Source organism: Dorea sp. Marseille-P4042, assembly GCF_900290215.1.
In the GTDB taxonomy this organism is placed as follows: domain Bacteria; phylum Bacillota; class Clostridia; order Lachnospirales; family Lachnospiraceae; genus Dorea; species Dorea formicigenerans.
Window position 1 is genome coordinate 250,973 of the sequence record NZ_OLMI01000003.1, and the last position, 12,790, is coordinate 263,762.

The 12,790-nt window shown below is 42.7% G+C and carries 12 protein-coding genes; 1 reads left to right on the forward strand and 11 read right to left on the reverse strand.

The features are described 5' to 3' along the window. Positions 1 to 283 precede the first annotated feature (283 nt). Positions 284 to 1,348, reverse strand: a complete 1,065-nt coding sequence (gene tig / locus C7E02_RS14635; RefSeq protein WP_105309970.1) for a trigger factor — start codon at positions 1,346 to 1,348, stop codon at positions 284 to 286. 224 nt (positions 1,349 to 1,572) lie between these two features. Between tig and C7E02_RS14640 the strand changes: the two genes are divergently transcribed. Then, positions 1,573 to 2,019, forward strand: coding sequence for a hypothetical protein (locus C7E02_RS14640; protein WP_005333284.1), 447 nt, complete (start codon positions 1,573 to 1,575; stop codon positions 2,017 to 2,019). Positions 2,020 to 2,093: 74 nt separating this feature from the next. On the opposite strand, the gene C7E02_RS14645 is transcribed toward C7E02_RS14640, so the two are convergent. From C7E02_RS14645 to ispE, 10 genes are all read right to left on the reverse strand, one after another. Then, positions 2,094 to 2,549: a DUF1934 domain-containing protein gene (locus C7E02_RS14645; RefSeq protein ID WP_022278514.1), complete on the reverse strand. Its 456-nt coding sequence runs from the start codon at positions 2,547 to 2,549 to the stop codon at positions 2,094 to 2,096. 63 nt (positions 2,550 to 2,612) lie between these two features. Continuing rightward, positions 2,613 to 3,590: a 6-phosphofructokinase gene (gene pfkA / locus C7E02_RS14650; RefSeq protein WP_022278515.1), complete on the reverse strand. Its 978-nt coding sequence runs from the start codon at positions 3,588 to 3,590 to the stop codon at positions 2,613 to 2,615. Positions 3,591 to 3,694: 104 nt separating this feature from the next. Then, positions 3,695 to 7,165: a DNA polymerase III subunit alpha gene (locus C7E02_RS14655; RefSeq protein WP_105309971.1), complete on the reverse strand. Its 3,471-nt coding sequence runs from the start codon at positions 7,163 to 7,165 to the stop codon at positions 3,695 to 3,697. A gap of 158 nt (positions 7,166 to 7,323) precedes the next feature. Beyond that, on the reverse strand, positions 7,324 to 7,557 hold the full coding sequence (locus C7E02_RS14660) for a hypothetical protein (protein ID WP_005333269.1): 234 nt from the start codon (positions 7,555 to 7,557) through the stop codon (positions 7,324 to 7,326). Between the two features lie 43 nt (positions 7,558 to 7,600). Beyond that, positions 7,601 to 8,443, reverse strand: a complete 843-nt coding sequence (locus C7E02_RS14665) for a CvfB family protein (protein ID WP_005339583.1) — start codon at positions 8,441 to 8,443, stop codon at positions 7,601 to 7,603. A 60-nt stretch (positions 8,444 to 8,503) separates the two neighbouring features. Then, entirely contained in the window at positions 8,504 to 9,205 is a 702-nt protein-coding gene (locus C7E02_RS14670) for an acyl-[acyl-carrier-protein] thioesterase (protein ID WP_105310346.1), read from the reverse strand. 4 nt (positions 9,206 to 9,209) lie between these two features. Continuing rightward, positions 9,210 to 10,400: a cation diffusion facilitator family transporter gene (locus tag C7E02_RS14675; RefSeq protein WP_105309972.1), complete on the reverse strand. Its 1,191-nt coding sequence runs from the start codon at positions 10,398 to 10,400 to the stop codon at positions 9,210 to 9,212. Between the two features lie 11 nt (positions 10,401 to 10,411). Further along, complete coding sequence (locus tag C7E02_RS14680) at positions 10,412 to 11,137, reverse strand: stage II sporulation protein R (RefSeq protein WP_022278519.1); 726 nt, start codon at positions 11,135 to 11,137, stop codon at positions 10,412 to 10,414. An 89-nt stretch (positions 11,138 to 11,226) separates the two neighbouring features. Continuing rightward, entirely contained in the window at positions 11,227 to 11,907 is a 681-nt protein-coding gene (locus tag C7E02_RS14685; protein WP_022278520.1) for a GntR family transcriptional regulator, read from the reverse strand. Positions 11,908 to 11,912: 5 nt separating this feature from the next. Beyond that, complete coding sequence (ispE, locus tag C7E02_RS14690) at positions 11,913 to 12,788, reverse strand: 4-(cytidine 5'-diphospho)-2-C-methyl-D-erythritol kinase (RefSeq protein ID WP_105309973.1); 876 nt, start codon at positions 12,786 to 12,788, stop codon at positions 11,913 to 11,915. Positions 12,789 to 12,790: the final 2 nt, after the last annotated feature.

The window sequence follows — 12,790 nt, forward strand, 5'->3', positions numbered from 1 at the left end:
TTCTTGAGTTTACACGCCCTTCCGTGAGCGTGCTTTCTTTATTATACCTAAATAATGCATATAACTCAAGCTTATATTACACTTCTACTTGTGCAATTTTATACATATATTAGTATAATTTTCCAATTATTCTATTAAAAGTACAAAAAAAGCACCGATGAATCATATGTTATCTGATTAATCAGTGCTTTCTTGTCAATTGTCTAATGGCATTAATCCTTGATTGATGTATTTTATTCTTTCGTTATATTTATTTTCAATCTCCGATAGATCCATTTTATTCTTAATTATCTGTTTTCTGGATACAGTTATCTACCAGCCAGTCTTTTACCAGATCTGTGAGCATTGCCTCTTTTAAAGTATCTTTTGAATATGCCTTTTCCATGGCGTCACCATCTTCGAATCCATATGTCTTAGCATACTCTTTTAACATCTTCTTGTATGTCTTGTCATCTAATTTAATCTTCTCTTTGTCTGCAATAGCCTCAGCGATCATAGTCTGCTTCTCAGACTCCTGAGCTGCCTCTTCCACTTTCTGCTCAAAACTCTCTACTGTATACTGGCCAGAAGATGTAATGTAAGTCTCATAATCAGTTCCCTGACTCTCTGCATAAGACTTGTAAGAATCAATCAGAGAATTCTTCATCTCGTCAATCTTCTCCTGCTGTTTCTTAGAGTACTTCTGAACAGTTGTGTTATCTACGACTGCCTGCCATGCCTCTGATTTCAAAGTACTGTCATAGTCTTTCTGCTTCTGATCTTCCAGTGTCTTTTTAATCTCTTTCTTATATTCTTTTACAGTCTTAGAACTTTTAGAATTATTCGCAACCCACTCGTCTGTCAGTTCCGGTACATTCTGCTCTGAGATAGAATTTACAGTAATCGTAAACTGACATGCTTTTCCCGCAAGATCTGTTGACTTATAATCGTCTGGGAATTTTCCGTCCCATACAAACGTCTCTCCCACATTATGTCCGATAATGCTGTCTTCAAATCCATCAATCATCTTTCCAGAACCCAGTTCCAGTGAATAGCTATCAGAAGAGCCTCCGTCAAATGCTTCTCCGTCAATGGTTCCTGCAAATGCGATATCTACAGTATCTCCCTTCTGTGCTGCGCGGTCTGTCACTTCTGTTGTCGTTGCAGAGCTTGTAAGCTGAGATTGAATATACTGTTCTACATCGTCATCTGTCACTTTTTCCGGTTTAGCTACTGCGCTTACTTCTACGCCTTTATACTGTGTGATTTTCAGATTGTCTGTCTCTAATCCTTTACTTGCCTGGCATCCCACAAGAATCATGGAAGCTGCAAGTGTTGCACAGAAAAGTGCTGCTAATCTCTTCTTCATCTTCTTACCCCTTTAAAACTTCGTTTTATAATTTAAAATTACTTTTCACGATTGGAAAAACGCTACTTCTAGTTATAACACATTTCCCAAATGTTGCAAATACTTTTCACATATATTTCATAATTGCACGCGCAGTAACTGACGTTTTTCCTTGCACTTCCACTTAAAGAATGATACAATGAGATTTGTGTAAATGACATTAGATAAATATAGGAGGGTTACTCGTGAGTACATTATCGATTGTTTTACTGGTAATTTTAGTCGTACTGATAATCGCTTGTGTTGTGCTGTATTTCCTGGGTAAGAAAGCTGAAAAAAAACAGGCTGAACAGCAGGAGCAGTTAGATGCTGTTGCACAGACAGTATCTATGCTGATCATCGATAAGGGCAAGATGAAGTTAAAGGATTCTGGTCTTCCACAGATTGTCATCGACAATACTCCAAAGTATCTCCGCCGTTCTAAAGTTCCGGTTGTCAAGGCGAAAGTCGGACCGAGAATTATGACACTGATGTGTGATGCTCAGATTTATCCGCTCATTCCTGTTAAAAAAGAAGTAAAAGCAACAGTAAGCGGTATCTACATTACCGGCGTTAAGGGCGTGCGTGGTGCACTGGAGACACCAGAGAAGAAAAAAGGATTTTTTGCCAGATTTAAAAAAGATAAAAAATAAAGCATAGAAAATAAAATCCAAAAAAAGAGGCTGTTTTTCACAGCCCCTTTTTTATACTCATTTTTTTATCCTTCTTATTCATTCGCTTCTATCAGAATGCGGATATCGCAGTCTGCGGCCTTGTCTCCATTAATATCCAGAGAATATCTGACCTGAAGTTCGATGCGCTCCTCTTCAATCTGTATATCCATACCTTTCGTATATGTGCCAAGAAGCAGATCTCCGTATGGAGTCTGATATGGAGTCACATTAATCTTATCGGTCTCAAATACCATATGCGAATTAGTAATTCCGCTTTTTGTAATATCTAAAAGCCTTCCTTCATCAATTTTGATTCGATTCTTGATCGTCCCCGGAATTCCCTCTACGATCTCATCATAAACTATGTAATGTTTCCCATTTTTCAGATAATAGGTGGCAGGAGTTGTCACCTCTATGGAGTTTGCCTCATTACTATTCTCCTCCTGCACCATCATCACACTGTCATCATAATGAAGTCCGGATATTGTAACTAATACATTTTTCGTCATAAATCTTTATCTTTCCTCATTCTCGAAGTCCGGCGGACATCATCACTTCTATTCCTGCCGGCTTTACAGAGAAAGCTTCTTGGAAATCTCGTACTGATATTCAGGGATTCCTTTCTGCATTCCAAGTGCTTCCTCAATATCAAAATCTACATATTCACCGTGTCTGTAACCTACGATACGGTTTGTCTTTCCTTCTAAGAGAAGATCTACTGCCATGGATCCCATGATAGATGCATATACACGGTCTTTACATGTCGGGCTTCCACCACGCTGCATATGTCCGAGGATAGTTGCTCTTGTCTCCATGCCCGTTCTTTCTTCGATTGTCTTTGCAAGATTCACAGAATCACCAACACCTTCTGCATTGATGATAATGTAGTTCTTCTTACCTCTTTTTTTAGACTCTTTTATATCATCGATAATATCATCAATATCATATCCTTCTTCCTCAGGAAGGAGAATACGTTCAGCTCCATTTGCAATACCGCACCACAGAGCCAGGTATCCTGCATCACGTCCCATAACTTCAATAATAGAACATCTGCTGTGTGAAGTAGATGTATCACGGACTTTATCAATTGCCTCCATAGCTGTATTTACCGCTGTGTCAAATCCGATCGTATACTCTGTACAATCAATATCAAGATCGATGGTTCCCGGAACTCCAATCGTATTCACTCCAAGATATGCAAGTTTCTGCGCTCCACGGAAAGATCCGTCTCCTCCAATTACTACCAGACCGTCAATTCCATACTTTTTACAGATAGCTGCTGCTTTCTGCTGACCTTCTTCTGTAATCATCTCTTTACAACGGGCCGTCTGAAGAATTGTACCTCCACGCTGAATAATGTCTGATACATCTCCTGCGTCCAGATCGATGATTTCCTCATTGAGAAGTCCCTTATAACCTTTTCTGATGCCTCGTACTTTCACACCTTTTCCAAGTGCAGTTCTGACAACAGCACGAATTGCCGCGTTCATTCCCGGAGCATCTCCTCCACTTGTCAATACACCTATTGTACGAATGATTCTTTCTGCCATGATTCTTCTCCTCCATCGTAGAGTTGCTTTTCACCTCTTTGATCAGCAACATATTTATTTCGTTATTTATTTAACCCTTCACGCTACATTGTATATGAATTGCCTTAGCTTTTCAATGGTTTTTCCACCACTTTTACGCAAGATTCACCAAAATAATTCATAAGCCTGCTTAGTAATCCAGGTTCTATATTCACATTTCGGTTAGATGGAAGGCGTTTTACCGCCCGCTCTGCCTTACAATATACTATCACTTCATCATTTCCATCGGAAGATGCAAGCATATCATATAGCATCTTCTCTCCCTGAAGAAATGTTTCTTTATCCGGATACTGGATCCAGAGTTCCTGTTTCTTCTGTCCAAATGGAATGACTTTCTCACAGATCAGTTTGCTGGAGGCTTCATCCTCTTCTGACACCCGTCCCTTAACAAAGACAACATTTTCCTCTTCCAGATATTGATGATAGCGCTCATAATCTCTTGGAAATACAACGACTTCTACTGATCCCATAATATCTTCGATCGTCAGGAAACACATGGTCTTATTATTCTTCGTGTATTTGATTGTCTTGCTCGCAATGATTCCTCCAATGATCTCTGTTGCGCCATCACTGACTCTTGAAAATCCCAATTCCTCATCAAACTGGAAATCCTGTGTCGTTTTGGAAATGCCTTTTCTCCACTGCTCCTCGTACTCTTCCATCGGATGTCCGCTTAAGTAGATTCCAAGCACTTCTTTTTCGAAAGCAAGTTTCGTAGACTTCTCGTATTCACCTACATTTGGCAGTGGAATATCGAACTCGGATTTCTGTTCTTCTCCTACAATGTCAAAAAGAGACATCTGACCTGTCATGGAATTTTTCTTCTCCCGGTTCACCTGGTCGAGAATCTGTACATAGATGACCATGAATTGCTTTCTTGTTCCTCCAAGTTCGTCAAATGCACCGGATTTGATAAAGTTCTCAATCGTTCTCTTATTGATATCTTTTCCTGACATCCGCTCAATGAAATCTTTCAGATTCTTAAACTCTCCGTTTGCTTTCCGCTCTGCAACGATTTCTTTGATGACTGGTCTGCCGATGCTCTTGATCGCTGCCAGTCCGTACCGGATACTTCCGTTATCTGCAGAAAAGCTGCTGTAACCATGGTTAATGTCCGGCGGCAGAATCTTGATCCCCATCTGGCGGCAACTGTAAATGTACTCGGCTACCTTTCCTGGATTATCAATGACTGAGGTCATAAGAGCTGCCATATACTCTACTGGATAATAATATTTGAGCCATGCTGTCTGATAAGAAACGACCGCATATGCTGCCGCATGGGATTTGTTAAATGCATACTTGGCGAAATCTGTCATTTCATCATAAATCTTATTGGCAGTCTTCTCGTCAATACCATTTGCAATACAGCCTGGTACCCCTTCCTCCGGATTTCCGTACACAAAATTCTGGCGTTCCTTTGCCATGACATCGGCTTTCTTCTTAGACATAGCGCGGCGCACAAGGTCGCTTCGTCCAAGGGTATATCCTGCCAGATCACGCACAATCTGCATCACCTGCTCCTGATAGACGATACAGCCATAAGTTGGCGACAGGATCGGCTCTAGCTGTGGGCAGTCATAGGTGATCAGCTCCGGATGTTCTTTTCCTTTAATATACTGAGGGATAAAATCCATCGGCCCCGGACGATACAGGGAAATTCCGGCGATAATATCTTCCAGGCTCTGCGGTTTCAGCTCTTTCATAAAGTTCTTCATTCCTGCACTCTCTAACTGGAACACACCGTCTGTCTTTCCCGTTCCAATAGAATCCAGTACTGCTTTATCGTCAAAATTAATCTTGTTAATGTTGATCTCTTTTCCGGAACTGTAGCTTGCAAGCTTCTCTGCATCCCGGATCACCGTCAAGGTGCGAAGCCCCAGAAAGTCCATTTTCAAAAGTCCCAGCTCTTCCAACGTGGTCGCTACGAACTGAGTCGTTACAGATCCATCTGATCCAAGTGACAGCGGCACATATTCTTCTACCGGCTTCTGGCTGATAACAACTCCGGCTGCATGCATGGAAGTATGTCTTGGAAGTCCTTCCAGACGCATGGACATGTCAATCAGTTCTTTTACCTGTGGGTCTTCCTCATAGGACTTGCGAAGTTCTGAGCTGGTCTTGAGTGCCTTATCCAAAGTAATATTCAGCTCCTTCGGAATAAGCTTCGCTATATTATCTACAAATGCATACGGCAGATCCATCACACGTCCTACATCCCGAATCACACCTCTGGCGGCCAGTGTACCAAATGTGACGATCTGAACGACTCGGTCTGCGCCGTACTTTCTTCCTACATAGTCGATCACTTCCTGACGCCTCTCGTAACAGAAATCCACGTCAATATCGGGCATGGACACACGCTCCGGATTCAGGAAACGTTCGAACAGAAGCTGGTATTTAATCGGGTCAATACTTGTAATCTCCAGACAATACGCCACAATACTTCCGGCACCGGAACCACGTCCCGGTCCGACCATAATCTTCTGTGACCTTGCATAGTGAATGAAATCCCACACAATCAGGAAATAATCGACATAGCCCATCTTGTGAATAACTGACAGTTCATAGTCCAGTCTGTCTTTCAAATCCTGTGAAGGATTCGAGTAACGTCTTTCCAGCCCTTCGTAACACAATTTGTTCAAATATTCCCAGGAGGAAAGTCCATCCGGAACATCGTATTTTGGAAGTTTGGTCACACCAAATTCGATTTCCACGTCACAACGGTCTGCAATCTTCTGTGTGTTCTCAAGAGCCTGCAATGCATATGGGAACAGCTTCTTCATTTCCTCTTCTGACTTGATATAATACTGTCCGCCCTCATAGCGCATACGATCCTCGTCTGCCAGCTTCTTACCTGTCTGGATACAGAGCAGAATATCGTGTGCCCGCGCATCTTCTGCATAAGTATAATGTATATCGTTCGTTGCTACCAGTTCAATTCCCGTCTCCTGTGACATGCGCATCAATGCCTGATTGACCGTCTGCTGCTCCGGAATTCCATGATCCTGCAGCTCCAGGAAAAAATTCCCTTTTCCAAATATTTCCTCATACCTAAGAGCTGCTGCTCTTCCTTCACTGTACATGCCTCTTGTGATATTTTTCTGAACCTCACCTGCCAGGCACGCGCTAAGCGCAATGATTCCTTCGTGAAATTCCCTCAAAAGTTCCAGATCCACACGTGGTTTATAATAATATCCTTCTGTGTAACCACGGGATACAATTTTCATCAAATTGTGGTATCCTTCATCATTTTCTGCCAGAAGAACCAGATGATAATATCTGTCATCTCCGCTTCCTACAGCCTCTTTGTCAAACCTGGATTCTGGTGCCACATAGACTTCACAGCCAAGGATCGGCTTGATTCCCTGAGCACGGGCAGCACGGTAAAAGTCGATCACGCCGAACATACAGCCATGATCAGTAATTGCCACGCTGTTCATTCCAAGCTCTTTGACCCGCGCCACACACTCTTTAATTTTATTGGAGCCGTCCAGCAGACTGTACTCTGTATGAACATGTAAATGTGCAAAGCTCATATATTTTTCTCCCTTATTTTCCTTATCTTCGCATGTAATAAAGAATGTGCCTCGGCACATTCTTGCTGCTCTGATACAGATAGAAAAGAAAGCGCTGACAGACTTTTTCGCCCGCCAACGCTAATATTCTCATCAATACTTCATTCTCTCTTCTGATCCTAGCCGTTAATCATATAGGAAATCAGCCTGTCGATGTCTTCTTTTTCATGTGCGACGATTTCCATTTCCGGAATCTCCCCATTTGAAAAGATGGTCGCGAGTGATACATACTGGGATAATTTTGATTTTAAATTCAGTCTGTCTCCCTCACCAGTAACAAGCTCAACTTTTCCTTTACAACCGTCAATTGCTTTAAAAAATCCTTCAATATCTGTAATATTCTGTACTTTCATGCGCTCGCGCTCCTTTCAAAATTTATCACGCCCCCATTATACCTTATTTGTGCAGAAATTCAATAGATTTTTCTGTAATAATGACTTTGTTTTCCTTTAAAAGACGTCCTACTGCACGTTTAAATGCATTTTTACTCAGTCCCAGTTCATTTTTAATTTTTTCCGGATCTGCCTTGTCTGTAAATGGCAGTTTTCCCCCGTGCTCTTCCATCCGTTTTACGATCAGCTCTGCATCTGCATCCATCTGGATAAATGCTTTCTCACGCACACTTAAGTCCAGCTTTCCATCTTCACGTACCTTTATAACTCTTGCATGGACTTTATCCCCAACCTGAAGATGTCCGCCGTACGCTTCACGCTTCGGGATCAGTGCAGAATACTTATTGTCTACTGCTACAAAAACTCCAAAGTTATCGCTTCTCTCATAGACGATTCCTTCTACATGATCGTCTTTCTTATACGGAGAGTCTGTCTCTAATTTTTCATAAACCTTCATAGTCGCACATAATCTCTCGGACTTGTCCACATAAAGCGCAACCAGCACCTGATCTCCTTTTTTCACCTTAGCCGTCTGCTCTTTGAATGGAAGTAGCAGGTCTTTCGGCAGTCCCCAGTCGAGAAATGCTCCAATCTTTCCGGTATCTTTCACTGTCAGAACAGCCAGTTCACCCAATGTGATCTTTGGTTCTGCTGTTGTTGCAATCAATCTGTCGCTGGAATCCTTGTAAAGAAATACTTCCACCGGATCTCCAATCTCAATTTCTTTTGGTACTTCTTTCTTTGGAAGCAGTACACGTTCCTCGCTTGTTCCAAGATATATTCCAAAATCAACTGTCTTTACAACTGTCAGCATTCTTCGTTTTCCGAGTTCTTCGATTAACTTCATCTGTCTTATCCTTTCTCTCTCTACAAACATCTATCATCAGCCCATTTTATGTAAATGCCCCTACACCCATGCAAATTCTACTACTGCATACAATTCTCCTTCTGTCGTACACAGTTCCACAACTGTCCGGCCATCTCTGTCACCTGTCCTGGGAACAATCATATCCCCCAGCACTGCTGATTTCTTATATTCCACCCGCACCTGACGGATCACTCTCTCTTGATCCAACATTTCTATAGCCATCTGTACATACTGGCAATTATTTACATGTTCATTCGTATCAATATGGTATCTGCGCACCGGAAACGGCTCCAGACTCATACATTCTTCCGGCAGTGCAATTTTTCTGGATTCATAGTCCATCTCCAGCGGTTCACACTGTCCATAAGCATCCAGTTCTTCCTGATCTGGTCTTACCGGACGCCCCTTTTCCACATCCATATATACCCAGACTGACTGTGCGTACGCAGCCTTTTCTCCATTCTCATCTGTCATACAGAAGTTGCGCTCTGCAAGCATTCCCTTGAACTTTGAAGCCCATGTGCTGACCTGGATCTTATCATTCATTTTCGGATAATGATCGATCACGATCTGCCAGTAAGTCAGAATCCACGCTTTTTTCTTTTTTGAAAGTACGTCCAGACCGACTCCGATATCTTCTGACTGAAATGTACTGCAATCTTGAAAATAATTGATGATCGATGGAACTGTAATCTTTCTTGTGTGGTCGATCTCGCTGAAGCGGACGCGGCCGTCAATCATATATTTATACTCCTTCTTTGGCACTTGCAACGTAACTCCTTTCCACTGTAATGACACACTGATATCTTGGATCTACAATCTGTAAAACTCCCATAATCGCAGACCGGATATGATCCTGTTTTTTCTGATCATATTCAAATGGTACGACCAGATCAAAAATCAGATTGATCTGATCCGTTCCGGGAACCATTCGAAAGTCATGGATACTAAGCTTAGGATCCATCGCCCGCAGCACCTTCTCGACTTTCTCCTTTGTCTCCAGCACATGCTTGTCTTTTGTCTCTACAGGATCCATATGTATTACGAGCATAACCCCAAGCTGTTCTAATGCTTCTCGCTCCACCCGGTCGATAATCTCATGGGATGTCTCAATGTTCACATCATTCGGGACCTCCGCATGAATGGATGCCATGCTCCTTCCTGGTCCGTAATTATGTACGATCAAATCATGGCTTCCAAGAATCCCGTCATATTTCTCCACAAAGTCACTGATCTGCTTATAGACCTGTGGGTCTACCGGTGCCCCGATCAATGGCTCCAGCGTATCTTTTGCGATTCCGATACCGGCCCACATAACGACTAACGATACACCAAGTCCTACATATCCGTCAATATTAATTCCTGTAAAATAAAAAAATAATACTGAAGCGATAGTCGCCCCCGTTGTAATCACATCTCCCATGGAATCTGCTGCAGTCGCCATCATGACCTGGGAATTGATACGTTTTCCAAGATTTTTATTAAACACTCCCATCCACAGCTTCACTGCCACTGACAGAAATAATATGAGCATAGATACCGCCTGGAAATGTAACTCTTCCGGTTCCCTGATCTTCGCAATAGCGCTTTTAAAAAATGTGAATCCAACTTCCATTACAAGAAAGGCCACGATCAGCGCCGCAATATATTCAATTCTTCCATGTCCGAACGGGTGCTCCTTATCTGCCGGTTTTCCTGCCATCTTCACACCGATCAGACTGATGATTGAAGAACCTGCATCAGACAGGTTGTTAAATGCATCTGCCATAACAGAAATACTGTGAAGCAGATAGCCAATCAGCCATTTTGCCGCAAATAGCAATATATTACAAAAGATGCCTGTCACGCTTGCCAGCACTCCATATGCTGTACGCACAGACACCTTACTCGTATTCTCATAATCTTTTACAAAATGTCGTACAAGAAACTCTGTCATCTCATACTCTCCTAATCTCCGAAGAAAAACCATTTCATCTTAAGTTCTTTATTATCCGTAAGCAGTTGATATTCCTCATCGGTAAGCACCCCTTTAAGGTCTTCTTTCCCTTCATCACTCACCACCGCACAAGTCTTGTCCAGAAAACAGAGATTTGGATATAACACACACCACCAGTTATGTCCGGCCGCCTCACCCAATGTGATCCTCAGCGCCTCATACTCGCCTTGTGGAAATGTCATATCTCCGTATTTTTTTTCTGGGAAGCAGCACTTCGTCACGTGCGCATCTGCCTGATAATCCATGCCTTCCTGCTCAAGCACCTCGTCAGCCACCAGGATCAGATCATTTAAGTGAGACTCTGCCCATTTCTTCGTTGCCTGTGCAGAATTTTTATGAATGCCTGGATTCATCTGCTCCGCCTGATCCATTGTCACTGCGTGATCCATCTGGTTTGTGGTACCTGGCATCTCAGATGTCATATAGGCAATCACTGCGTCCCGGACTTTTAGCTTCACCCGCTGGTCTTTTTCACTGTCACTGTTGGCCAGCACATGAAAACGAAAGACTTCATCTGCAATCCCCCGCTGCGTCTCGCAGATTTTCTTATCCACCAAAGCCACGCGCCATGCAGTAAAACTCCACATCCATCCAACTGCTATACAAATACCAAGTATACCACAAATCAGATTCTTTGTCCCGATTTTATTTCTCAACAGATCCCATAACTTTCGCATATCTATGTACCTCCTGCAATCACTCAAACATTTAAATTGAATTTATACAGAAAGTATGGACAGATATCCGTAGATTATACAGGTATCTGCTAATTATTCTTCGTTCTGATCTTGTCCGTCACCGCAGATACCTGATTATCAATATGCTGACATGTAACTGCTGTTGCTTCTACTTTTTCTCTTCTCTTGATATGGTACACGATCTCTTCGTGTTCCTGGGTCAATTGCTCGTGCACATCTGGGTTCTTCAAATATTCTACACGGTAGCGGTACATCTGTTCTCTTAATTTATTCAGCAGATGGATCAGTTTCTGATTATCCGTTGCCATATAGATCACATCATGGAATCGCACATCTGCCTCTGCTACCTCTGTGATGTCTTTACTTCTTTTCAGGACTTTTTTAAAATTCTCTCCGGCCTGTTCCAATTCTTCCAACTCTTCCTGAGTGATCTTCTCACATGCGAGCTGCACTGCCAGTTCTTCCAGTGCTTTTCTGACTTCCAGCACATCTCGCAGACTTTTCTCCGTAATGTCCGCCACTTCCGCACCTTTTCTCGGAATCATAATGACCAGACCTTCCAACTCCAGCTTACGGATTGCCTCACGGATCGGGGTACGGCTCACGCCCAGTTTATTTGCAAGCTGGATTTCCATCAATCTTTCACCCGGTTTAAACTCTCCTCGAAGGATTGCCTGTCTGAGTGTATTGAATACCACATCCCTGAGCGGAAGGTATTCATTTTCATTGACTTTCAAATTTTGCTCCATGCTTTCTACTTCCTCCTTGCCTGGTGTATACTCGTTACATATACCTGTTTTGCCAGTTTCTGTTCCTTTATCTTCTGTGCCGCACGTCTCGCTGACTGTCTGTCTTCAAATAAGCCAAATACGGTCGGACCACTTCCGCTCATCATAGCGTTCATGGCTCCGCCTTCTTTCATGACATTTTTAATCTGTTCAATGACCGGATAGACAGGAATCGTCACCTGCTCCAGTACATTTCCCATACACTCTGCCACCTTATGGATATTCTTTCTCGCAAGTCCGTTTAAAATACCATCGATATCCGGGTGTTCTGTAATTTCCAATGCATCCAGTTTTTCATAGACCATCTTCGTCGATACACTGATCGGTGGTTTTGCCAGCAACACAAAACACTTTGGACAGGCCAAAAGAGGTGTCAGCTTCTCACCGATTCCCTCTGCCAGAACTGTCCCACGCATCAGACAGTATGGTACATCTGCGCCAAGCTTTACCCCCCGTTCTTCAAGCTCAGTCATGCTAAGCCCCAGTTCGAACATCTTATTGACTCCAAAAAGAACTGCTGCCGCATCTGCGCTTCCGCCGGCCATACCTGCTGATACCGGAATTTTCTTGTCCATGGAAATGTGCACTCCTTCGGTAATGTTAAACTCATCGATCAGCATCTTTGCTGCCCGGCATGCAAGATTATTCTCATCTACCGGAAGATAAAAAAGATTCGTCTCTGCCTTTACTCCCGGCTGCTTTGTCTTCGTTATCACGATCTGATCATACAGATATACTGTCTGCATAACCATACGGACATCGTGATATCCGTTCTCCCTGCGGCCAAGCACATCCAATCCAAGATTGATCTTTCCAAGTGCCTTTAATTCCATCTTATCCATAA